Genomic DNA, 21,877 nt, shown 5'->3' on the forward strand with positions numbered 1-21,877 from the left:
TTACTTAGAAAATAAAATTTAAATATGTTGATTATTTATTATCAAGATTTTCCTTAATAGTCTCATTGTATTTTTCTAGGTATAAAATGATTTCCTCAAAAAAGTCAATTTGCTGAGCTAAGAAAAATTCTAAATCTTTAACTTTCGTAACTTTGTGTTTTAAAACTTCACATTCGTTTTGAAAACACCTAGCTTGCACAATATCTGAAAAAAAATCACTTTTTGGTAGTTTTAATCTCAGTTTTTCTAGTTTTTCTAAGTTTTTTTCTTTAATAGCTTTTTTACATTCATTAATAAATATTTCACATTGTTTTGTTTGTTTGATAAGTTTTTCTTTACATTGTTTGATTTTTTTTTGAGGATTTTTTGGTTTTGTTAAGGCGATGTTTTTGTCAATTTTTTCTTTTAGCATTTCTTCACAAACTTCTTTAAAAGGCTTTTCTATGGTTCCTTCTATTCTAGCTCCGCCTTCTGTAGCATTGTATGTTTTTATATTTAGGATATTTTTTGCAAGAGCAATATCTTTTTCAAAACTTTTTAAAAACAAATACCAAGTGAGTTGTGTTTTAACCTTTCCGTTGCCACCATAAGCAGTTATTTCCTTATAGACTACTTCCTCATCTCCTTGATCACCATATAGATGTTCTTTTGGGTGTGATTTGCCATCATCACTATAGGCTAGATCTTGTCCTATTAAAATGATATTTTCAAATCTTAAAGCACCAGCAAGTTCATAAGCCATATTGGCAACACTCATAGCATTTCCTAAAAAGCCATACTCATTTAAACCAAGCTTACTTTCAAAAAATAAAGGTCTTAAAACAAGTATATAATTTCTATTATTTTTTTCTAAATACTCTATGGTTTTAGGATGAGTTAAAGAAGCAATGATAAATAATATATCTTTATCAAAATCTCCAAAATCATTATTAAAAAATTCACTTGTAAAATCTACTCTTTCTAGCGAAAAAACATAATCAGGTTTGATTCCTTCTTTTGCTAAAATCGCATAAGAGCTATCAGCGCTAAAAATAACAGCATTTTCTTGGTATTTTTTTAAAAGAGGAAGTTGTTTGATTAAAGAAGGACCTGTTGAAACTATTATAGCGTTTTTTGCCTTTGTTTTTCTATCTTTTATTAGACTTTTAAAAGGGGTGTGGGTGATGATTTTTTCTAGGTTTATAACATTATGTTTTATTCCTATTAAAGCATCTTTTGGGTCATTTCCTCGAGCAAGCATGAGTGTTTTGATTATATTTAGTAAAGTTTGCATTATATTTTGGGCGTTAGATGAGTAAAAATTGGTGTAAAATTCATTATAAAAATGAAAGTTAAAAATTTTTAATGTATGTTTGATGTTTGGATAATTAAATAAAACTTTGATTTGAGCGGTGTTAATATTTGGTGTAAAAAATAAAATCAATTTTTCCTTTCTTAAAAATGCAGAAAAATCAATCATATGAAAGGCTAAATATAAAATTTCTAATTCATCTTCAAAGATTACGATGTGCTTTAAGTGTTGATTTTTTAAAAGTTCTAAGAAAAATTTTCCATCACCAAAGCCGTAAAAAAACAATACTGGATATAGCTCAAATTTTTCAAAGTCAAAAGAGTGGTTTTCATCTAAAAGTATTTGATTGTGTGTATCAAAAATTTTATTTTCTATAAGTTGAAACCGTTGAGTGTTAGTTAATTTTCTTAATTCATAAGCTAATATTTGATCAACTTCAAAAAGAGCTTGAGTGTTTTTTAAAAATAATTCTTTATTCATTAATATCCATTTTTATTTTAATTATAACAAAATTATATTGAATGTACTTTATATTAATCAACAGCTTTGTAGTTTTGTTGCTTTTATTTTACTTACATATTTTTCAAAGTTATTTTTGATCAGAAAATTTTCTAAATTTAATATATTTGTTTCTAAGGTTATTTTTAATGCAATAATATGTTCGTTAATAATTTCAATAAAAGATAAGTATTCTTTAATCCAAAGAAGCATTTTGTTAAAATTATCTTCTTGTGTTTTAGGGTTAAGCACTTGAATTCTTGCTAAATTAAGCTCAAATTGAACACTAATAGCACTTGTTAGCTCTTTTAAAATATCTACTTTGATAAGTTTTGTTTTATAATTTTCTATTTCTTGTATTAAACTAATAAAATTTTTTTCATCACTCATTAAAAAACAAATACGATTGAGCATATATAAATTTTCTTTATGCAAAAACTCACAAAGCTTGATGGCTTGTTGTGTTTTATAAAATGTTTTAAGCATGAGTTCATTTTTTTTATTTTGTGTGATTTTATCAAGTTGTATGAATGATTTTGGTGTGGTGTTTTCAAATAAAGATTCACAAAGCTCTTTAAAAGGCTTTTCTATGGTTCCTTCTATCCTAGCTCCGCCTTCAGTGGCATTATAAGTTTGGATGTTTTGTTTTTTATTATCAGCAATAGCTTCTTCTAGATAATGTTTAAACACCATCCATATTTCGTGTGTTTTCACCATGCTGTTACCACCATAACCCAAAGTTTGAATATGTTCATAATGACTTTCGCAGTCTGCCTTATAATGATAATCTTGAGGATGTGAAAATCCATCATCAGAATAAGCTAAATCTTGTCCTATTAAAATGATATTTTTGTGTTGTAAGCAAGATGCTATGAAATAAGCCATATTTGCCACGCTTGGAGTATTTATTAAGCTACCCAGGTCTTTTAAATGAAAAAGTTTACTAAAATCACCTATTTTTTGTATAAAAATAAAATCCCTATTGTTTTCTTTTAAATATTTAGGGGTGTTTTTATATACAATTTCAGTTAAGATGAATAATATATCTTTATCAAAATCTCCAAAATTATTATTAAAAAATTCACTTGTTTTTTCTATTCTCTCTAAAGATAAAACATAATCAGGTTTTATATTATGTTTTGCTAGTATAGGATAAGCGCTATCAGCGCAAAAGATAGTTGCTTTATTTGCATATTTTTTAAGCAGAGGGAGTTGTTTGATTAAAGAAGGACCCGTTGAAACTATAATAGCGTTTTGGTAGGTGTTTTTTCGTTTTGATAATAATTCTTTAAAAGAATGATTTAAAAAAAGATCTGGTAGGTTGTAAATAAAATTTTCTATACCTTTTAAAGCATCTTTTGAAGAATTGCCAAATTTTAAAATAGATTTTTTTATATAAGTTTGCATAGTTTCGTTTGTTTTTAAAATATCATTGTGAAATTTTTCATAATAATCACAATGGATATCTAAAAAATAAGTTCTTAAGAAATTAAAAAACGGCGAGCTATTGCATAAAATTTGAAAATGTGTATAGTTTATATTGTTTATATCTAAAATAATTAGTCGACAGTCTTTTAACTCTTCACTAAAATCTAAAAGATGAAAACTCAGATAAATAAATTCTATTTCTTTTTCAAAAATAACAATTTTTTGTCTATTTTTGTTTTGCAAGAGAATTTTATACAAAATTCCGTTGCCAAAACCAAAAAAATATAATATTGGATATAATAAATATTTATCATTGTATAGATTTATTTTTTCGTTTAACTCATCAAGTGTATTATTATACAACGCTTGTTCTCTTTTATGATGAATAAAATTAATATCTAAAGGATCAGATCCTTGTTTTATTTTAAAATTATTTTGCTTGAAATTTGTTAGTTTTTCTTTTAAATCTTTATTACTTAGAGCTTTTAAATTTTTATTAAAAATATTTTCTTGCATAATTACTCCAAAAAATCTTCTTTTTTTAACGCTTGTCCAAATTCTATATCGCAACTTGCTTTTTTACCAAGTATGATAGGTAAAAATTTAGGATGTAAGCCCAGGCTTGGTCTTATGCTTTTTACATTATCTTGTGTAAAAATTTCACCTTTTTTTATATCTTTACTCGCATATAAGCTTCTTGCAAAATGACGATTTTTTAAGGTTTTATCATCTATTATTAAGCTAGATTTACCTAGTGCTTGCTCGCTCAAGCGTAACATAGAACACATTTGTTTAAACTCTTCATAATCAAGACTAAATTTAGCATCAGCACTATTTAAGCTTTTATCTAATATAAAATGTTTTTCTATGACTCTTGCTCCAAGAGCTACTGCTAAAGTAGGTGCTAAAAAACCCTCACTATGATCGCTTAAGCCTACTATGGTTTTAAATTTTTTTTGTAAAGTTTTGATGGCGTTTAGATTTAAATCACAAATTTGTGAAGGATAAGCCGAAGTGCATTTAAGCAAAATTAGATTTGGGTTGTTTTCTTCTTGGAAAATTTTAACAACCATTTCAAGCTCTTCTTCATAAGCTATACCTGTAGAAACCAAAGTAGGTTTGTTTTCTTTTGCCACATAACGCACAAAATCATAATCATTTACTTCAAAAGAAGCGATTTTATAAGCTGGGGGATTAAATTGTTTTAAAAAATTCACATCTTCTTTAGAGAAAGGACTAGAAAAGCAGATTAGCCCTTCATTTTTGGCGCATTCAAAAAGTTTTTCATGCCATTCATAAGGCGTTTTAGCTTCTTCGTATAGTTCGTATAGTTTATGTCCATGCCACAAACCACCTTCGATAATAAAATCTTTTTTGTCAGAATTTAGCGTTAAGCTATCTGGGGTATAGGTTTGAATTTTTATAGCATCAGCCCCTGCTTTTTTAGCTGCTTGTATGGTTTTTAAGGCCACTTCAAGGCTGTTTGCATGGTTGGCTGAAAGCTCGGCAATGATAAAAACTTTTTCATCTAAATTAAAATTTTCTATAAACATTAAAAGCCTTTTAGCAAATCAAAATTATAGTATTTTATATTTTAATTATTAATTATGATTAAAGGTTTATTTAGTAAAATAAATTTATTATAAGTTTATTAAGGAAAAGCTATGACTAAAACACTTGAGTATTCAATTTATCATTTTTTTGAGCATATTTTAAAATTAAAAATTTCACAAAAAAGCGTGATTAGAGGCGAACTTTATGGGGCTTCTATACCTTTGTATTTTAAAGATGAGGAATATAGTTTTTATTTGTTTTTTCAAAAACAAGCTTTAAATGAAATTGCACAATTTTTATTGCATGAAGAATTAAAAGAAGATGGATTGGCAGATTTAGTTAAAGAAGTGGCCAATCAAATCATAGGCTATGCTAAAAAGCTACTTAATGATACTAATGGAAAAGATGAGTATCGTTTAGGTGTTCCTGAGTATTTAGGGCGTATTGATGGATTTTCAAAAATTAAACTCAAAGAAAAATTTACTTATGAAGTAAAAAATGCTTCCTTTAGAATAGGTTATAAAAAAATATGATAGAAGATCATTTAGGATTATTGCAATCTTATGAAGATATTTTAGACATTAGTGTTGATTTTGTTAGTGAGCTTGGCACGACTAATATGAGTGTGAGAGAACTCTTAAAGCTAGAAGTTGGTTCTGTGATAGATCTTGAAAAGCCAGCAGGCGAAAGTGTGGAGCTTTACTTGAATAAAAGAATTTTTGGAAAAGGTGAGGTGATGGTGTATGAAAAAAACCTTGCCATAAGAATTAATGAGATTTTAGATTCTAAATCAGTATTGCAGTATTTTAAAAAAGAATTGCAATGAGATTTATTTGGATTTTACTGCTTGCTTTGCCTCTTTTTGGGGCAAAAATTCTTGATTATAATATCTATCCTAGAGAAGATAGGGTGGATATTACTTTTTCATTTGATATTCCTTATAAAGAAGGCATTAGTCAAAAGAGAAAAGGCGATATTATTATCTTTACACTAAATGCTCAAAGTGTTAAAGAAGAAGATAAGACATTAAATTCTAATATAATTAAAAAAATAAAAATTTTTTCAGAAGGTAAAAAAACTTTTATAGCCTTAAGTGTTGGCGATAAGATACAAATTAATGCAGATACGATTGGTGAATATGGATTAAGACTGCGCGCTCAAAAAGAAGGTGTGAATTTAGCAACTAAAAATAGCTTAGAAGAAAAAAATGAGGAGATAAAAATGCAAGAGTATGATTTTACAAATTATATTTTAGTTGTAAGTGTTTTGATACTTTTGCTTGTTGGACTTTGGTTTTTAAAAATGTATTTAAGACAAAAACATCCTTTAGATAGAAATTTTACTTTGATTTTTCAAAGACCACTTGATAGACATAATCAACTTGTAGTTTTTGAGCATGGCTTAAAACGCTATACTATGATCATAGGAAATTCTAATGTGGTATTAGAAACAAGTGAAGCTATGATGAAAAATGAGGAACAAAACAAAACATCCCAAAAACCAAAAGAAAAAGACTTTGATTCTTATTTTGAAGAAAATAAACAAAGATTGCAAAATTTACTTTTAAAACAAAATGCTTAATTAGATTGATTAAAAGCTAAAACAATAAGTTTTGGCTTTGAAATTTTTTTGATTTCTTCTCTTGAAAAATAAATTTGTTTTTTTGTTGAATAAATATATAAGGTATGATTTTTTAATGTAAAATCAAGATTTTCATCACTATCTTTAGCAAGTTTTTTTGCTAGTGCTAGAATAAAATTAAGCCAAGCTAATATATGGTTATTTGGTAATAATTCTTTAACATGTTCTATAGCAAGGGGATTTATTTTTTTACCATTGGCTTTTAAAAGAGTTGCAATAAGCAAAATTTCTTTGTGTGAAAAGCCAAAGTTTAAGCCACTCATTGCCATATAGGCGCTATGTTCATTAGCAAAATAAAAATTAATTTTTTCACCTATATGGGCCAATTTAGCAGCGCTTAAAAGATCTTTTTTAAAATCTAAACTTATTTTGTGAATAGGTAAAAATACATCAAATAATTTACTTGCAAAATAAGCACTTTTATCTTTATAATCAACACCAAAGCGATCTTGTAAAGATTTTAAACTTGGGTTGAAATTTGGCGGAAATTTGGCATTAAATTGCGAAAAGTCATTAGTGTCGTTTTTTATTTTGGCGTATTTTTGAAAAAGATTAGATAAAAATACGCCTTCTCTGACACCTACTGCAGAAGTGATGATATTTTTAGCTTTGAGTTTTTTAGCTAAGGCTAAAAATATAACACAACCTTCTTTTATAGTATCAAAGCGATCTTTTTTGATATCAAAATCTGTTAAATTTTTTGCATTTTGAATTTTTTCTATATAATTTTTTTCTTTTTCAAAGCTGTAGCTGAAATTATGGATTATTTTTAAAGGATAGGAATTTTTTTTCATTATAGAATTTGACAATGCTCTTAAGCTTCCACCTATGGCAATAATATTTTCACTCTGAAAATGTTTTGGAACTTGCATTAGAGCTTCTTGTATGAATTGATCTAGAGCATTTAATCTTTTAGTATCATAAAAAATCTCTTTTAATCTTACGGTTCCTAGATCAAGCGAAATACAATCTATAATTTTACCTTCTTTAATCAAGCAAAGCTCGGTTGATCCTCCACCTATGTCTATGGTGGTGGCATTTTGAATATTTGATAGTAAATTTAATGCAGCAAGACCACCTAAAAATGATTCTGTTTTACCATTAATGCATTTTATGTTTAAACCCACATTTTTTGATATTCTAGTAATAAATTCTTTTGCATTAGGCGCATCTCTTAGCGCAGAAGTTCCAACAGCAATAATTTTCCTACATTTTTCTTTTACAGCTTTTTCTTTAAAATAAGCTAGTGCCTTCTCGGCCTTAAACATGGCTTCTTCTTGAAGGATTTTGTTGTTATTATAAGCATTTTCTCCAAGTCTTACTTTCTTTTTGTGTTCACTGCAAATAAAAAAACCATATCTTGAGGTTCTTTCAAAAACAACCATGCGAACGGAGTTAGAGCCAAGATCAATTACTGCTGTTTTTTTAGCCATTAAATATCTTTATTTTTATGTTTTAAGCGAAGCTCATCAATACTTTCTACATTATCAGGATCAGGTATGATACAATCTACTGGACAGGCCACTATACAGGCTGGTTCTGAAAATTCATTCACACATTCAGTACATAAATCAGGATCTATGACATAGATTGGATCATTATCATAAATTGCTTCATCTGGACATTCTTCTCTGCATGCATCACAGGATATACATTCTCTAGTGATTAAAAGTGACATACTTTTCCTTTTATTGATAATAAAGCAAACTTATACTATATAAAAACTTATAGCTAATTTAAAAAGAGATAAAAATATTTAATTTTTAGAATGATCAAATCATTCTAAAAATTTTTTAGTTAGTTTTTTTAGGAAAACAAAAGCGATATCCTCTGCGGCGCACAGTTTCTATAGTGGAAATATTAAGAGGTTTATCCATTTTTTGTCTTATTTGGTTGATTGCAACTTCTATAACATTTGGAGTTACAAGTTCAGGTTCTTCCCAAATAGCATCTAAAAGTTGTTCTTTTGATACGATTTGATCAGAGTGTCTAGCAAGGTGAGTTAAAACTTCAAAAGGCTTTCCTTTTAACTCTATGTCTTTTCCTTGATAAGTGATTTTTTCTTCATCAGGATCAATCACTAAATCATCAATCTTAATCACATTTGTCCCGCCAAATCTAAGTCTAGCTTCGATTCTTGCCATTAAAATTTCAAAATCCAAAGGTTTTTTTATATAATCATCTGCTCCAGCTTTTAAAGCTTTGATTTCATTTTCTTTATCTGCTTTTGTACACATTGTTACTATAGCAGTTCTTGGAGATTTTTGTTTGATAGCATTGATCAAATCGCTTGCATCATTATTGCCTATAGTCCAATTTGATAATACTAAATCATAATGTCTAATACCTATAAAATACTCAGCGTCTTTAAAATTTTCTGAAGTGTCGCTTTGGTAGCCAAACTCATTTAAAGTGTTTGATAAGGTTTTATTAAGCGATGCTTCATCTTCTACAACTAAAATACGCATTTTATTCCTTTGAAGATAGTTTTAGTGCAAAAGTATAACACAAATTAAGCAAATGTTCAAAATTCTTTAAAAAATTTTTAATATTTTTTGCTTAAACTAGCTCCAACGCACGCATTTTTGACGATATCGGGCTTATAACAAGTAATATTTATAAATTGAAGTTTTTTATGATGTTTTTTGATATCTTTGCATATATATTTTAAAGACTTTTCTATAGTTTTAAATTTTTTCTTTTTATAGATTTTTTCTATTCTAGTGCATAACTTTGCATAATCTAAAAATTTCTTACTTTTAGCTTCTAATTCTATTAGGACTTTTTGCTCTTGAATTCTTTCAAAATCCAAAAGCCCTATAATGCATTTAAATTCTAAGCTAACTTTTATATGACTTTGCATTCTTGTTTTCCAATAAGCCTTAAAATATTTGGTATGTGTTTATAAACTACTATAAAAGCGATGATAAATATTGGCGCATGGGTATTAATCACAGGCATATCATAATGAAATATAAAAGAAGTTGTAATTAAAACAATTAAAGCTCCAAGTGAAGCTAAGCTTGAAATTTTAAATACCTTACCTATAATAAACCAAGCCAAAAGTGCACATGTAATCTCAAAAGGTAAAAATACTGCTAAAACCCCAGCTCCAGTAGCTACTCCTTTGCCACCTTCAAATTTTAAATAAGGAGAAAAACAATGGCCAAATACTGCTAAAACCGCCATAGTCCATAAGATATTTTCATCATAGCCTAAAATTTTTGCTACTAATATAGGTACAATTCCTTTAAGTGCATCTAAGACAATTGTTGCAACAGCAAGTGTTTTGGCAAGCTTAGGATCGCTTTCTTTTACTACTCTTAAAACATTGGTAGCACCTATGCTTTTACTGCCTGCATTTTTGATATTTGTTTTGGCAAAAATTTGAGCTAGTAAAAGACCAAAAGGTATAGCACCTATAAGATAAGCTAAAAGATAAATTATTAAATTTTCCATTTACTTTTTATCCTAATTCTATAAAGATTTATAATAATGATAGCAAAAAACTCTGAAATAAATATTTAAGAGATATTTTATCCTATAATAATTTTTATTTTTAAATAGAAATTTTTTATTTTATTTAAAGAAAATTATAGATATATTTTCAATAAGTTTATTTTAAATAGGCTTTATTTTATCTTATTTAGGAGTGAATAATGAAAAAAATTTCATTATTAGTTGCATCATCATTATTAGTTGCATCAACTGCTTTTGCTAACGATAAAGCTTTGCTTGATGAAGCAAAAGCAGCAGGTTTAGCACCTTTGCCAAAGGATCAAGCAGGCGTTGAAAAACTATTAAAAGAAATGGGCGTTAAAGCTAGTAAGTTTTCTAAAGAAAAAGCTAATCTTGGTAAAAAGCTGTATTTTGAACCAAGACTTTCTAAAAGTGGTTTGATTTCTTGTAATACCTGTCACAACTTAGGTATGGGTGGTGCTGATGGTATAGCAGCAGCTGTAGGACACAAATGGACTGCTAATCCTCATCATTTAAATTCGCCAACAGTTTATAACTCTGTTTTAAATTCAACTCAATTTTGGGATGGTAGAGCAGGTACTTTAGCAGATCAAGCAAAAGGACCAATTGAAGCAGAGCCTGAAATGGCAACTCCTGCTAAGTTAGCAGTAGAAAAAATTTCTTCTATGCCAGAATATGTTAAAGAATTTAAAAAAATATATGGTAATGATGGGGTAACTTTTGATAATATAGCAGATGCTATTGCTACATTTGAAAGAACACTTTTAACTCCATCTAAATTTGATAAATTCTTAGAAGGTGATACAAAAGCTTTAAGCAAAAAAGAAAAAGAAGGTTTAAAAACTTTCATCGATAAAGGCTGTACAGCTTGTCATACAGGAGTAAATTTAGGTGGTAGCATGCAAGCTTTCCAAGTGGCAGCTAAATATAAATTTGCAAATGTAGGTGATTTTAAAGGTGATGCAAATGGTTTAGTTAAAACTCCAACTTTAAGAAATATTGCCGAAACAGCTCCATACTTCCATAATGGCGCTATTTGGTCTTTACAAGATGCGATTAAAGAAATGGGTAGTGTGCAACTTGGCATAGAAATTTCTGACAAAGAAGCAGCTTCTATAGAAACTTTCTTACATGCTCTAACAGGTAAAAAACCAAGCATTACTTATCCTCAACTTCCAAAAGCTACTGAAAAAACTCCAAAACCAGAGCTTTAATCAAATTTTCCCTAAAGATATTTCTTTGGGGAATGTTGTTTTTTGTTTATTTTTTATATATAATACATTCTTAATTTTTAATTAGGAATTGGCTATGAAAAATAAAATTTTATTTAGTGTGATTGCATTAACAGCTATTTTATTTAGTGCGTGTGCTAATCATGCAAAAGTAAACAATGAATTAGAGCAAAAGTTAACCCAAAAGATATGTTCTGATGAATTTTTTACTCAAGAAATGACTAAGGTAGATAAAAAAGATGATCCAGTATATGTAGGATTAAATGCAGGTTTAATCGCAAAAAATTGTGGATATTTTAATCTTAGTAATGAATTTTTTGATAAGGTTGAGGAATCTTATCAAGTTGATGTGGATTTAAGAAGTGGCGCTCAAAAAATTGCTAAAACAGCTGTAACTACATTAATAAATGATTCTATATTAGACTATGATGGCTCTTTATATGAAAGAATAATGGTAAATACATATAAGGGTTTAAATTTTATGAGTGAGGGTGATTATAATAATGCAAGAGTGGAGTTTAAAAGAGCTTTATTGCGTCAAGATAGAGCAAAAGATTATTTTAAAGCTCAAATTGCTAAAAATAAAGCAGAATTAGAAAAGGCCAAAAAAGAAGATCCAAATTTTAATAAAAATTTTAGTGAATCAACAAAACAAATAAATGCTCAATATGAAGTTTTGTTTGAAGAATTTTCAACAAGTAAAAATTTTACCAATCCTTATGCAACTTACTTAGCTTCGATTTTTTATTATATGAGCAAAGATTATACTTTGGCTAAAGATTTATTTAAAGAAATAAAGATTTTAAACCCAAAAAATAAAGAAATTAATAAAGAGTGGAAAGCAATTAGCAACGCTAAATCAAAAAATAAATATGTTTTTATTGTTTATGAGAATGGTTTTGGTGTGGTAAAGGATGAGTTTAAATTAACTCTGCCTTTGATTTTAAATGACACTCTTACGACAACTTCTATTGCTCTACCTAAGCTAAAAAAAAGAAGTCAGTCTTTTGAGTATTTAAGTGTAAATGATACTAATACTACAAAATTAGTTGATTTGGATAATGTTGTAGCAAGCGAGTTTAAGTTCGAGCAACCATCAATAGTTACAAAAGCAATAGTTTCAGCTATCTTAAAAACTACTATCAATGCAGCAGTAGCTAATAATGACTCAACAGGAGGTTTTTTAAGCCTTGCTAGTGGTATCATGAATGCAGCAACTACTCAAGCTGATGTTAGATCTTGGAGAGGATTGCCACAAAGCATAGGAGTTGTTATGATTAAAAATACAGGTAAAATTATTATTAAAACTCCAAGTAATGATGTGCTATTTGAAAGACAGATTAATCCAAAGAAAAATGTATTGGTTGTAGTGCGTTCTTTTGCACCTAGTATTGCTCCAAGTATAAATATCATAGAAAAATGAAAAAGTTAATTTTTTTATTATTATTAAATTATATGTTTTTGGTTTCGCAAGATACTTTTGATGCAAATTTTAAACATACAAATGTAAAAAGTATAAAAGAAAGAATAAATAATGCAGGATTATTAGAAGTGCAGATTATTTTTTATAGTTCTGTTGATAAAAAGCTTTCTTATAAAATAGAATGGTTTGATAAGGATGGATTTGTTATAAAAAATACTATTGATAAAAACTATAAAAATATAAGATTATTAGCTAAACAAGGGTATATTATACAAAATATAGCTAGTAATAAGGAAGCAAAAAAATATAAAATATATATTAAATAAAAAAGGATAAAAAATGCAAAAAATTAAAATTTTAACAAGTGTAGTGGCTATAGGTGTTTTATTTAGTGCGTGTATGCAACAACCTACTTATGTAGATGGAACTGCGGCAAAAGTAAAACAAGGCGATTCTTTAAGCATGGCTTTAACTGGTGAAGATTTTGACAATACAGCTAAAGAGATGTTAAATAGTTTGTTTAATTCAAGTTATGTTGTGAATAAAATAGGAAATTCAGGTAAGGCTATTGTGGCAGTTTATGATGTGGTAAATGATACAGCTTTAAGAATAGATACTAGAAATTTGACTGATTTGATGGTAGAAGAACTTATAAATTCAGGTAAATTTGCAGCTTCAGCTACTCAGGGCAATGATAGTGCTACTCAAAATAATATGGATGATGTAATGAGCGATAAAGATGATGATAGATATGATAAAGCTACGGTATCTAAAAATCATACGCAAATTAGTGCATCTTTGACTTTACAGGGAAGAATTGGTCAGCAAAATATAAAATTAAGTAATGGTAAAACCCAGGTTGAATACTTTTTTGTTATGAAATTAGCTGAAAAGGGCAGTGGTTTGGTAGTATGGCAAAAAACTAATAGAATCAATAAACTAGGATCTAGTAAAACTGTAAGCTGGTAATATAAAACAACAAGGAAATATATGATGAAAAAAAGATTTGTTATTGGATCATTATTGGTAGCGAGTTTTCTTTATGCTCAAGCAACTCCACAAGTTGAAATTACTCAAGAAGATATTAAAATTCAAAATGAAATGTCAGATGCTAGCTCTAAAGATATTACTCCAAAGTCTTTAGATGATTTTTTTGAAGAATTTGCAGATAATTTTGGTATAGAATATGGTATTACAAAAGATGGAAAAACCTTTTATACAGGTAGAAGTGTAGTTGCGCTAAGCGATAGCGATCCTCAATTTGCTCAAGCTTTGCAAAATGCTTACCAAAAAGCTATGCTTAATTTACAGTCTGATTTTATTGAAGATGCCTTTGGAAGAATGGCAGTGAGTAAAATTCAAAATTACGAAGCTGATAATTCTACTAATGCAAAAGAATTTGAAGAACTACCAAAAGGAAGTGTTGTAGGGCAAATTTTTGATAAACTGGTTCAATTAAGTGGTGCAAAATTAGATAAAGCTTTGAGAGATTTGGGTATTAATGTAGAAGGTTTAACAGAGGAAAGAAAAAAGATTTTATTAAAAGAAGAGTTTCTTAATAAAACAATTACTAGTGCAGTTGGTTCAATGAGCGGTTTAATTCCTGTGCAAACTATAGTTACGCAAAGAAGAGGGCAATATGATATTGGTGTAATTGCAGTTGTTTCTAAAAAAACTCGTCAACTTGCTAAAGATATGTCTTTAGCGCGTCAAAGTAAGATCAAAGGTAAAGGAAAAAATATCAACGAGTATTTACCAAAAGACAATAAAGGCTTTCTTAATGAATATGGTATTCGCTTAGTTTATGATGAAAAAGGTTCACCGGTTATTTTAAGCTATGGAAATTGGGGTTATATTGCTGATGCAAATAATGCCAAGAAGACAAATATATTAGAAGATAGGGCTAAAGATACAGCTTCAACTATGGCTGATGCAGCTATAATTGAATTTATCAATACAAATTTAAGTTTAAAAGATGAAAAAACTACAGGTGAAAGTTATGAAGAAATCATCAAGCAAAGCTTAAATATCAATGACAACACTACTCAAGAACAAATTCAAGATTTCACAAATATTGTAGAAAAAATCAATACAAAAATAAAAGCAAGTGCTAGCGGAAAAATCAAAGGCATAGGAACACTTAAAAGATGGAATTATACAAGCGAAAATGGTATAGAACATGTAGGTGTTGTAAGATTTTATTCTTATGATAATGTGGCAAATATTAACGAAGCTTTAAAATCAAATTCAAACGCTAGTGTCTCAAAAACTGAACCTAAAAAGTCTTCTAATATACAAAGAAGTTCTAATGTTGTAAATGATATAGATGATTTTTAGGAAAAATTTATGAAGATATTACAAATTTGTATTTTGATTTTATGTTTTCATTTGAGTTTATATGCCAAAATAATCACCACAAGCACTACCAATTCAAGTACAGGCGAGGGTATAGGAGCTAGTAGAGAAGAGGCAATAAATAATGCCATAATAGAAGCTATTGGTAAATTAAATGGTGTTAATATTGACTCAACCAAGCAGTCTTTTGTCGGGGTAAATTCAAATAATAAAAAGACTAATATAGAAGATAGCTATAAAGAGCAAATCATAAAAGCTACAAAAGGCAGAGTTGATGCATATGAAATTGATAGTGTGGTTCAAGAAAACGATAAATACATAGCAAATGTAACCATTTTTAAAACTACTACTCATAAAAAATATCAAATACCAGGTTATAAGCCAGATAGTAGAAGAAGTATTACGGTATTTAATACCTCTTCTAAATACCAAGAGCTTGGAAATATTTTACAGCAAAAAATTATCACAGATTTACTTCAAAGTAGGAAATTTAATGTTTTAGATAGAGATTCTAAAGGTTATTATGAAATGGAGAAAGCTTTGATAAATTCATCTAATACGCATAAAGATGAAATTTACAAACTTAAGAATGTTTTAGCTACTGATTATATTTTGTTATTTCATGTAGGTGGAGTAGATCTTAAAACCAAAGGAAATAAAAATAAAATAGATGTTGTGGTGGATTATCGCGTGCTTTTATTTGCCACCAGACAAATTAAATTTTCAAATACTTTAACCATGTCAGCTTCTGTTAAAGGTGATTCTTTAGTAGCTAGTGAAAAGCTAAGTGAAAAAATTGCAAAGAAAATTTCAGATGATATTTTAAATGCTATTTATCCTTTAAAAGTTGCACAAGTTAGTAATAATGAAGTAGTCTTCTCGCAAACTTTGAGTAATGATGAAATCTATGAGTGTTATTCTTTGGGTGAAGTGATAAAGGATGCTTATACTAAAGAAAATACAGCAAGAATAGAAACAAAAAGTGGAAAGGTTCAAATTATCCGCTCAACACCAAAACTATCATATGCTAAAATTCTTGAAGGAAGTGTTAAAAAAGATGATATTTGTAGACCTTTAGATGATAGCGGTGTTGGAATGGAAAAACAACATAGTGTAAATCCAAATGGTACAGTAAATTTAGGTTGGTAATTAACCTAAATTTAAAATTATTTTGAGTATAATCTCAAGTTTTAACCACTAAAGCTTTTTAAATTTATGTTTTATACATAATGCTTTATGGTGCTACCAAAATATTTTAAGAAAGGATAGCTGTATGTATGCTATTATAAAACACAGTGGAAAACAATACAGAGTAAGCCAAGGTAATGAGCTTAAACTAGATCGTTTTGAAGCTGAAGCAAAATCAAGCGTAGAAGTAAGTGAAGTTCTTGCTGTATGCGATAAAGAATTAAAGGTAGGTGCGCCGTTTGTTGCGGGTGCAAAAGTTGTTTTAGAAGTGATTGCTCATGGAAAAGACAAAAAAGTTGTGATTTATAAAAAAAGACGTAGAAAAGACTCAAAATTAAAACGCGGTTTTAGAAGACAATTTACTCGCGTTAGAGTAGTAGATATTAAAGCTTAAGGAGTAAAGAATGGCACACAAGAAAGGTCAAGGTTCAACTCAGAATAATCGTGATTCTATAGGTCGTCGTCTAGGTGTTAAAAAATTTGGTGGAGAATTTGTTCGTGCTGGTAACATCATCATTCGCCAAAGAGGAACAGCAACTCATGCAGGTAATAACGTAGGCATGGGAAAAGATCATACAATTTTTGCTTTAATTGATGGTTTTGTAAAATTTGAAAGAAAAGATAAAAATAGAAAAAAAGTTTCTGTTTATCCTGCATAATTTAAAGGCTACTTTGTAGCCTTTTTCTTCTTTTTAATCTTAATATATTAAAAAAAATATAATATCATTTTAAAAATTTATACTTTGGTGATTGTATGTTTATAGATAATGTAAAATTAGTTTTAAGTTCAGGTAATGGTGGCAAAGGTGCTGTGAGTTTTCGCCGTGAAAAACATGTTCCACTTGGTGGACCTGATGGTGGCGATGGCGGAAATGGTGGCGATGTGTATTTTATATGTGATAACAATACCCACACCCTAGCGCACTTTAAAGGCAAAAAAGAACTTAAAGCGCAAAATGGCCAGCCGGGTTTGGGTCGTAACAAAAATGGCAAAAGAGGGGAGAGCTTAGAATTAATCGTTCCTCAAGGCACTCAGGTAATTGATACACAAAGCGGGGAAGTTTTGCTTGATATGTTAGTAGAAGGCCAAAAAGAACTCTTTTTAAAAGGTGGTAAAGGTGGTCTTGGTAATACTCACTTTAAAAACTCTACCAATCAACGCCCAGATTATGCCCAACCAGGCGTGGCAGGAAAAACCTTAAGCGTACGTTTAGAGTTAAAACTCATAGCAGATGTTGGGCTTGTAGGCTTTCCAAATGTAGGAAAATCCACTCTTATAAGTGTAGTGTCTAATGCAAGACCTGAAATAGCTAATTATGAATTTACTACTTTAACTCCAAAACTTGGTATGGTTGAAGTAGATGATTATAATTCTTTTGTAATGGCAGATATCCCAGGTATTATAGAAGGTGCAAGCGATGGTAGGGGTTTGGGACTTGAGTTTTTAAGACACATAGAAAGAACTTCTTTTTTGCTTTTTGTACTTGATCCATTAAGAGATATGAGTTTAAAAGAGCAATTTTGTATTTTAAGAAAAGAATTAGAAAAATTTTCAAGCAAACTTTATGCAAGAAATTTTGGCTTAATGCTTTCAAAAAGTGATAGTGTAAATTTAGGCGAAGAATTTGCACAAAAAATGGAAGATGATTATAATGAGTTAAAAGCTTATTTACAAAGTCAAAATAATCCACAAAGCTTTTTTGTTAAAGTATCAAGCCTTGAAAAAACAGGTTTAAAAGAGCTTAAACTTATGCTTTTAGAAGAAGTTAAAAAAATTAGAAGTCAAAATAACTAACAACGCCGAAAATACATAATAAAATAATCAAAGAATTTTAGAAAAATTCTTTGATATCTACTTCTAAAATTCTTGCAATTTTGTATAAATGTTCAATATTATAATGAATATTTTTATATCCAGCTTCTGCACCACTTACTAGTGAAACGGATTTATATCCTATAGCTAAACTTAGTTCTAGTTGAGAATAGCCTTTTTCTTTTCTAATTTTGGCTACATTTTGTGCTATTTGTTTATGAAATAAATTAATTTCACTTTTATTAAATTCGTAAATCAAATTATATCCACTCTATTATTATAGATTTTTAAGTATATTTGATTTATAATTTTATTTCACTCTATTATAATAGATTAAAAAGGAGATTGATGAGAAAAATATTTATTTTCATTGTAGCTATATTTTTTGCTGCATGTGGCGGAGAAGATAAAGTTCCAATTGAGGTGTCTATAAGTGAAAGATATAATCCTATTTTACATAGAAATGTTAAATATTTAAATATAACTTCTTTGGTTGATAGTGTTAAAATTACTAATATTATTCCAAATAGAGGAAAATGTAAAGTTGGTGGAGTTTTGGATAAAAATGATATAAAGATTGATAAAACTTTATCTTATAGTCAAACTTGGGATTATATACCTCTTTCTAATTGTAATAAAATTTTAGAAGTTAAAGTTGAAACTGATCATGGAGATTGGACTTTTAGTTTTAACTAAAATTAAAATTTACCTATATCTAATATAATATTATTTTATATAGATATAGGAAAATTATGAAAAATATCATTTTTATGGGAACTCCCTCTTATGCAACATGTATTTTAAAAGAGCTTGTCGATAAAGGATTTAATATCCAAGCTTTATTTACTCAACCTGATAAACCTGTGGGAAGAAAGCAAATTTTAACTCCAAGTGATACTAAAAAGTTTGTTTTAGAAAATAATTTAAATATAGAAATTTTCACTCCAAAAAGCTTAAAAGATGAAAACACAATCAATGGAATAAAAAGCTTAAAACCTGACTTTATAGTTGTTGCTGCTTATGGGAAGATTTTACCAAAAGAAATTTTAGATATCGCTCCTTGTATCAATTTGCATGCTTCCTTGCTTCCTAAATATCGTGGCGCTTCACCTATACAAAGTGCTATTTTAAATGGGGATAAAATAAGCGGGGTTTGTACTATGCTTATGGAAGAAGGCCTTGATAGTGGTGCTATTTTAGAAAGTATAGAATGTGATATCGCAGGTAAAAATTCAGCTGAAGTTTTTATTATGCTTTCAAATTTAGCAGCTAAACTTACTATTTCTACACTTTTGAATTTTGAAAAAATTGTCCCAAAAAAGCAAGATGAAAGTTTAGTTACACATTGTAAAAAAATTAAAAAAGAAGATGGCTTGATTGCTTTAAATAATGCAAGTGAAATTTATCAAAAATTTCTAGCTTTTGCACCTTGGCCTGGAATTTTTTTAGAAAATGGTTTGAAATTTTTAGACATAGAGCTAATTGATAGTGAAAAAACTCAAAAACCAGGTGTGATTTTGCAAGTAGAAAAGGAAAGCTTTTTGCTTTCGTGTGCAAAAGGTATTTTAAGGATTAAAACTTTACAAGAAAGTGGAAAAAAAGCTTTAGATGCTAAGACTTATTTAAATGGAAAAAGGTTAAAACTTGGAGATAGTTTATTTTGATGAACTTGAATCAACTCAAGTTTATTTAAGTGATAAAATTCGCAGTGGAGAGATTACTAACAATACAGCCATTTGTGCTTTTATCCAAAGTGCTGGTATAGGTAGTAGAGATAATACTTGGCAAAGTAAGCAAGGAAATTTGCATGTATCTTTTTGCATAAAAACTCAAGAATTAACACAAGATCTTCCTTTGGCTTCTGCTAGTATATACTTTGCATTTTTAATGAAAGAAGTATTGCAAAGACAAAATTCAAAAGTATGGATTAAATGGCCTAATGATTTTTATATAGAAGATAAAAAAATAGGCGGATTGATGAGTTCTAAAATCAATGATTTTTTGGTTGTAGGAATGGGGATTAATCTTAAATACGCCCCATTTAATGCTGAAATTTTAGACATAGAAGTGGATATAGCAAAACTTTTAAATGAGTATTTTTCTTATGTAGATGAGAAAATTTTATGGAAGAATATTTTTAGCAAGTATATGCTAGAATTTGAAAAATCAAGAAATTTTTTTATACATAATGAAGGTAAGATTTTATCTTTAAAAGATGCTTTGTTGTATAAAGATGGTTCTATATTGTTAGATAATAAAAGGATATATAGTTTAAGATGAGTGAGATAATAACTATTGCAAATCAAAAAGGTGGGGTAGGTAAAACTACTACCGCTATTAATCTAGCGGCTTCTTTAGCAGTAGCTGAAAAAAAGGTTCTTTTAATAGATATTGATCCACAAGCTAATGCTACAACAGGACTTGGTTTTAATAGAAGTAATTATGAATATAATATTTACCATGTTTTTATAGGTAGGAAAAAACTTTCTGAAATCATTTTAAAAACTGAGCTTCCGCAATTATATTTAGCTCCATCAAATATTTCTTTGGTTGGAATTGAGCAAGAAGTAGTAAAAGAAAGCGGAGAATATAGAACGATTTTAAGGGAAAAAATCAAAGAAATTGCTAAAGATTATGATTTTATTATCATTGACTCACCACCTGCACTTGGAAGCATTACGGTAAATGCTTTTGCAGCAAGTGATAGTGTTATTATCCCTATACAATGTGAGTTTTATGCGCTTGAGGGTGTTGCGATGGTTTTAAACACTATTAAATTTGTGAAAAAAACTATCAATCCAAAACTAAAAATAAAAGGCTTTTTGCCAACTATGTATAGCTCACAAAATAATCTTTCAAAAGATACTGTGGAAGATTTAAAGCAAAATTTCAAACAAAAGCTATTTAGAACAGGTAATAATGAAGATGATTTCATCATCATACCAAGAAATGTAAAACTTGCTGAGAGTCCAAGCTATGGAAAACCTATCATACTTTATGATATAAAATCTCCAGGTTCGGTGGCATATCAAAATTTAGCACATTCTATATTAGGATAAAAAATGGCAAAAAAGAGTGCATTAGGAAGAGGTTTAAGTAGTATTTTAGCTGATATTGATGAGGTTTATGAAAAAGAATTAGGTTCTAATGAAGGCAGAATAGAAGAAATTGATATAGATTTAATTAGCCCAAACCCTTATCAACCAAGAAAAAATTTTGATACCCAAGCTCTAGAAGAACTTGCAGGTTCTATCAAAGAATATGGTTTGATTCAGCCTGTTGTGGTTTTTAAAAAAGATGAATTTGATTATATTTTAATAGCAGGTGAGAGAAGATTTAGAGCATGTAAGCTTTTAGAAAAAGAACAGATTAAAGCTGTAGTTTTAAATGTAGATGATATAAAATTACGTGAGCTTGCCTTAATAGAAAATATTCAAAGAGAAAATTTAAACCCTATAGAGCTAGCACATTCTTACAAAGAGTTATTGGAAATTCATGATATCACTCAAGAAAAATTAGCCGATCTTATTCACAAATCAAGACCTCAAATTGCAAATACCTTAAGACTTTTAAATTTAAACGAACAAACGCAAAATTTCATTATAGAAGGTAAAATTTCACAAGGTCATGCAAAAGTTTTAGTGGGACTTGAAAAAGAAGAAGAAAAAATGATAGTTGATACTATCATAGGGCAAAAACTCAATGTAAGAGATACCGAAAAGTTAATTAAAAATTTTAAAAACACAAACCAATTAGAAAAAAACACAACTTTAAACAAACAATATCAAACTATAATAAATTTAAAAGAAAAAATTGAATCTTTAGGCTTAAAAGTAAATGCAAAAGATTTAAAAATTACTATAAATTTTGAAAATGAAGATGAGGTTAGGGAATTTCTAAAGACATTAAATTAAATATGTTTTTAGGTATGTTTTGCTATAATTTCGCGTTTTATTTAGATTTATTTAGGAGTA

General features: G+C 28.6%; 26 protein-coding genes. 17 read left to right on the top strand and 9 right to left on the bottom strand.

What is annotated here, in order from left to right:
* Positions 1-31: 31 nt before the first annotated feature.
* From L8U41_RS00130 to pseI, 3 genes are read right to left on the bottom strand one after another with little or no spacing between them, the layout of a single operon-like run.
* Positions 32-1,771: a motility associated factor glycosyltransferase family protein gene (locus L8U41_RS00130; RefSeq protein ID WP_263727476.1), complete on the bottom strand. Its 1,740-nt coding sequence runs from the start codon at positions 1,769-1,771 to the stop codon at positions 32-34.
* A gap of 57 nt (positions 1,772-1,828) precedes the next feature.
* The gene (locus L8U41_RS00135; RefSeq protein ID WP_263727477.1) at positions 1,829-3,733 is read right to left on the bottom strand and encodes a motility associated factor glycosyltransferase family protein; all 1,905 of its coding nucleotides are present in this window, start codon (positions 3,731-3,733) and stop codon (positions 1,829-1,831) included.
* Between the two features lie 2 nt (positions 3,734-3,735).
* Positions 3,736-4,770 (bottom strand): pseudaminic acid synthase, encoded by a 1,035-nt coding sequence (gene pseI, locus L8U41_RS00140; protein ID WP_263727478.1) that lies wholly within the window; start codon positions 4,768-4,770, stop codon positions 3,736-3,738.
* A 111-nt stretch (positions 4,771-4,881) separates the two neighbouring features.
* On the opposite strand from pseI, the gene L8U41_RS00145 reads away from it, so the two are divergent.
* The 3 genes from L8U41_RS00145 to L8U41_RS00155 are packed head-to-tail and all read left to right on the top strand — an operon-like array spanning position 4,882 to position 6,352.
* The gene (locus L8U41_RS00145; protein WP_012660918.1) at positions 4,882-5,304 is read left to right on the top strand and encodes a hypothetical protein; all 423 of its coding nucleotides are present in this window, start codon (positions 4,882-4,884) and stop codon (positions 5,302-5,304) included.
* Positions 5,301-5,597: a flagellar motor switch protein FliN gene (gene fliN, locus L8U41_RS00150; protein WP_012660919.1), complete on the top strand. Its 297-nt coding sequence runs from the start codon at positions 5,301-5,303 to the stop codon at positions 5,595-5,597. Before L8U41_RS00145 ends, fliN begins: the two co-directional genes overlap by 4 nt.
* Complete coding sequence (locus tag L8U41_RS00155; protein ID WP_263727479.1) at positions 5,594-6,352, top strand: hypothetical protein; 759 nt, start codon at positions 5,594-5,596, stop codon at positions 6,350-6,352. The genes fliN and L8U41_RS00155 overlap by 4 nt, the downstream gene beginning before the upstream one ends.
* Here L8U41_RS00155 and L8U41_RS00160 read toward each other — a convergent pair.
* From L8U41_RS00160 to plsY, 5 genes are all read right to left on the bottom strand, one after another.
* Positions 6,349-7,845, bottom strand: a complete 1,497-nt coding sequence (locus tag L8U41_RS00160) for a Ppx/GppA phosphatase family protein (protein WP_263727480.1) — start codon at positions 7,843-7,845, stop codon at positions 6,349-6,351. The genes L8U41_RS00155 and L8U41_RS00160 overlap by 4 nt on opposite strands.
* Positions 7,845-8,090, bottom strand: a complete 246-nt coding sequence (locus tag L8U41_RS00165) for a YfhL family 4Fe-4S dicluster ferredoxin (protein WP_012660922.1) — start codon at positions 8,088-8,090, stop codon at positions 7,845-7,847. The genes L8U41_RS00160 and L8U41_RS00165 overlap by 1 nt, the downstream gene beginning before the upstream one ends.
* A gap of 115 nt (positions 8,091-8,205) precedes the next feature.
* Positions 8,206-8,880: a homeostatic response regulator transcription factor HsrA gene (gene hsrA / locus L8U41_RS00170; protein ID WP_039667907.1), complete on the bottom strand. Its 675-nt coding sequence runs from the start codon at positions 8,878-8,880 to the stop codon at positions 8,206-8,208.
* A gap of 77 nt (positions 8,881-8,957) precedes the next feature.
* Positions 8,958-9,275, bottom strand: a complete 318-nt coding sequence (locus L8U41_RS00175) for a dihydroneopterin aldolase (protein ID WP_263727481.1) — start codon at positions 9,273-9,275, stop codon at positions 8,958-8,960.
* Positions 9,260-9,871, bottom strand: a complete 612-nt coding sequence (gene plsY, locus L8U41_RS00180; RefSeq protein WP_263727482.1) for a glycerol-3-phosphate 1-O-acyltransferase PlsY — start codon at positions 9,869-9,871, stop codon at positions 9,260-9,262. The genes L8U41_RS00175 and plsY overlap by 16 nt, the downstream gene beginning before the upstream one ends.
* Before the next feature lie 200 nt (positions 9,872-10,071).
* Here plsY and L8U41_RS00185 point away from each other — a divergent pair, with 200 nt between their 5' ends.
* From L8U41_RS00185 to obgE, 9 genes are all read left to right on the top strand, one after another.
* Positions 10,072-11,106: a cytochrome-c peroxidase gene (locus tag L8U41_RS00185; protein ID WP_173787074.1), complete on the top strand. Its 1,035-nt coding sequence runs from the start codon at positions 10,072-10,074 to the stop codon at positions 11,104-11,106.
* A 94-nt stretch (positions 11,107-11,200) separates the two neighbouring features.
* A complete protein-coding gene (locus L8U41_RS00190; RefSeq protein ID WP_263724719.1) occupies positions 11,201-12,547 on the top strand; it encodes a COG3014 family protein in 1,347 nt (448 codons plus the stop codon).
* Positions 12,544-12,873, top strand: coding sequence for a YcfL family protein (locus L8U41_RS00195; RefSeq protein WP_263727483.1), 330 nt, complete (start codon positions 12,544-12,546; stop codon positions 12,871-12,873). The genes L8U41_RS00190 and L8U41_RS00195 overlap by 4 nt, the downstream gene beginning before the upstream one ends.
* 13 nt (positions 12,874-12,886) lie before the next feature.
* Positions 12,887-13,516, top strand: a complete 630-nt coding sequence (lpoB, locus tag L8U41_RS00200; protein ID WP_263724717.1) for a penicillin-binding protein activator LpoB — start codon at positions 12,887-12,889, stop codon at positions 13,514-13,516.
* Between the two features lie 24 nt (positions 13,517-13,540).
* Positions 13,541-14,884 (top strand): DUF6844 domain-containing protein, encoded by a 1,344-nt coding sequence (locus L8U41_RS00205; protein WP_263727484.1) that lies wholly within the window; start codon positions 13,541-13,543, stop codon positions 14,882-14,884.
* 9 nt (positions 14,885-14,893) lie between these two features.
* A complete protein-coding gene (locus L8U41_RS00210; RefSeq protein WP_263727485.1) occupies positions 14,894-16,051 on the top strand; it encodes a hypothetical protein in 1,158 nt (385 codons plus the stop codon).
* 124 nt (positions 16,052-16,175) lie between these two features.
* Positions 16,176-16,484, top strand: a complete 309-nt coding sequence (gene rplU, locus L8U41_RS00215) for a 50S ribosomal protein L21 (protein ID WP_263727486.1) — start codon at positions 16,176-16,178, stop codon at positions 16,482-16,484.
* Between the two features lie 10 nt (positions 16,485-16,494).
* Entirely contained in the window at positions 16,495-16,749 is a 255-nt protein-coding gene (rpmA, locus tag L8U41_RS00220) for a 50S ribosomal protein L27 (RefSeq protein ID WP_002862355.1), read from the top strand.
* A 95-nt stretch (positions 16,750-16,844) separates the two neighbouring features.
* The gene (obgE, locus tag L8U41_RS00225) at positions 16,845-17,885 is read left to right on the top strand and encodes a GTPase ObgE (protein ID WP_263727487.1); all 1,041 of its coding nucleotides are present in this window, start codon (positions 16,845-16,847) and stop codon (positions 17,883-17,885) included.
* 37 nt (positions 17,886-17,922) lie between these two features.
* Here the strand turns inward: obgE and L8U41_RS00230 are convergent, their stop codons facing one another.
* Complete coding sequence (locus tag L8U41_RS00230; RefSeq protein WP_263727488.1) at positions 17,923-18,162, bottom strand: helix-turn-helix domain-containing protein; 240 nt, start codon at positions 18,160-18,162, stop codon at positions 17,923-17,925.
* Positions 18,163-18,251: 89 nt separating this feature from the next.
* Here L8U41_RS00230 and L8U41_RS00235 point away from each other — a divergent pair, with 89 nt between their 5' ends.
* Genes L8U41_RS00235 through L8U41_RS00255 form a run of 5 tightly spaced genes read left to right on the top strand, consistent with a single transcriptional unit; the run spans position 18,252 to position 21,817 of the window.
* Positions 18,252-18,599, top strand: coding sequence for a hypothetical protein (locus L8U41_RS00235; RefSeq protein WP_263727489.1), 348 nt, complete (start codon positions 18,252-18,254; stop codon positions 18,597-18,599).
* 56 nt (positions 18,600-18,655) lie between these two features.
* A complete protein-coding gene (gene fmt, locus L8U41_RS00240) occupies positions 18,656-19,567 on the top strand; it encodes a methionyl-tRNA formyltransferase (RefSeq protein ID WP_263727490.1) in 912 nt (303 codons plus the stop codon).
* Positions 19,548-20,183 carry a biotin--[acetyl-CoA-carboxylase] ligase gene (locus L8U41_RS00245; protein WP_263702730.1) on the top strand — a complete coding sequence of 212 codons (636 nt, stop codon included), beginning with the start codon at positions 19,548-19,550 and terminating at the stop codon, positions 20,181-20,183. Before fmt ends, L8U41_RS00245 begins: the two co-directional genes overlap by 20 nt.
* A complete protein-coding gene (locus tag L8U41_RS00250; RefSeq protein ID WP_263727491.1) occupies positions 20,180-20,962 on the top strand; it encodes a ParA family protein in 783 nt (260 codons plus the stop codon). The genes L8U41_RS00245 and L8U41_RS00250 overlap by 4 nt, the downstream gene beginning before the upstream one ends.
* 3 nt (positions 20,963-20,965) lie before the next feature.
* Positions 20,966-21,817: a ParB/RepB/Spo0J family partition protein gene (locus L8U41_RS00255; RefSeq protein ID WP_263678387.1), complete on the top strand. Its 852-nt coding sequence runs from the start codon at positions 20,966-20,968 to the stop codon at positions 21,815-21,817.
* Positions 21,818-21,877 lie beyond the last annotated feature (60 nt).

This window comes from Campylobacter sp. RKI_CA19_01116, from assembly GCF_025771405.1.
In the GTDB taxonomy this organism is placed as follows: Bacteria; Campylobacterota; Campylobacteria; order Campylobacterales; family Campylobacteraceae; genus Campylobacter_D.

Coding starts and splice junctions, on each gene's coding strand:
- L8U41_RS00130 (WP_263727476.1), bottom strand. CDS start 1,771: ATGAATAAAGAATTATTTTTAAAAAACACTCAAGCTCTTTTTGAAGTT.
- L8U41_RS00135 (WP_263727477.1), bottom strand. CDS start 3,733: ATGCAAGAAAATATTTTTAATAAAAATTTAAAAGCTCTAAGTAATAAA.
- pseI (WP_263727478.1), bottom strand. CDS start 4,770: ATGTTTATAGAAAATTTTAATTTAGATGAAAAAGTTTTTATCATTGCC.
- L8U41_RS00145 (WP_012660918.1), top strand. CDS start 4,882: ATGACTAAAACACTTGAGTATTCAATTTATCATTTTTTTGAGCATATT.
- fliN (WP_012660919.1), top strand. CDS start 5,301: ATGATAGAAGATCATTTAGGATTATTGCAATCTTATGAAGATATTTTA.
- L8U41_RS00155 (WP_263727479.1), top strand. CDS start 5,594: ATGAGATTTATTTGGATTTTACTGCTTGCTTTGCCTCTTTTTGGGGCA.
- L8U41_RS00160 (WP_263727480.1), bottom strand. CDS start 7,845: ATGGCTAAAAAAACAGCAGTAATTGATCTTGGCTCTAACTCCGTTCGC.
- L8U41_RS00165 (WP_012660922.1), bottom strand. CDS start 8,090: ATGTCACTTTTAATCACTAGAGAATGTATATCCTGTGATGCATGCAGA.
- hsrA (WP_039667907.1), bottom strand. CDS start 8,880: ATGCGTATTTTAGTTGTAGAAGATGAAGCATCGCTTAATAAAACCTTA.
- L8U41_RS00175 (WP_263727481.1), bottom strand. CDS start 9,275: ATGCAAAGTCATATAAAAGTTAGCTTAGAATTTAAATGCATTATAGGG.
- plsY (WP_263727482.1), bottom strand. CDS start 9,871: ATGGAAAATTTAATAATTTATCTTTTAGCTTATCTTATAGGTGCTATA.
- L8U41_RS00185 (WP_173787074.1), top strand. CDS start 10,072: ATGAAAAAAATTTCATTATTAGTTGCATCATCATTATTAGTTGCATCA.
- L8U41_RS00190 (WP_263724719.1), top strand. CDS start 11,201: ATGAAAAATAAAATTTTATTTAGTGTGATTGCATTAACAGCTATTTTA.
- L8U41_RS00195 (WP_263727483.1), top strand. CDS start 12,544: ATGAAAAAGTTAATTTTTTTATTATTATTAAATTATATGTTTTTGGTT.
- lpoB (WP_263724717.1), top strand. CDS start 12,887: ATGCAAAAAATTAAAATTTTAACAAGTGTAGTGGCTATAGGTGTTTTA.
- L8U41_RS00205 (WP_263727484.1), top strand. CDS start 13,541: ATGAAAAAAAGATTTGTTATTGGATCATTATTGGTAGCGAGTTTTCTT.
- L8U41_RS00210 (WP_263727485.1), top strand. CDS start 14,894: ATGAAGATATTACAAATTTGTATTTTGATTTTATGTTTTCATTTGAGT.
- rplU (WP_263727486.1), top strand. CDS start 16,176: ATGTATGCTATTATAAAACACAGTGGAAAACAATACAGAGTAAGCCAA.
- rpmA (WP_002862355.1), top strand. CDS start 16,495: ATGGCACACAAGAAAGGTCAAGGTTCAACTCAGAATAATCGTGATTCT.
- obgE (WP_263727487.1), top strand. CDS start 16,845: ATGTTTATAGATAATGTAAAATTAGTTTTAAGTTCAGGTAATGGTGGC.
- L8U41_RS00235 (WP_263727489.1), top strand. CDS start 18,252: ATGAGAAAAATATTTATTTTCATTGTAGCTATATTTTTTGCTGCATGT.
- fmt (WP_263727490.1), top strand. CDS start 18,656: ATGAAAAATATCATTTTTATGGGAACTCCCTCTTATGCAACATGTATT.
- L8U41_RS00250 (WP_263727491.1), top strand. CDS start 20,180: ATGAGTGAGATAATAACTATTGCAAATCAAAAAGGTGGGGTAGGTAAA.
- L8U41_RS00255 (WP_263678387.1), top strand. CDS start 20,966: ATGGCAAAAAAGAGTGCATTAGGAAGAGGTTTAAGTAGTATTTTAGCT.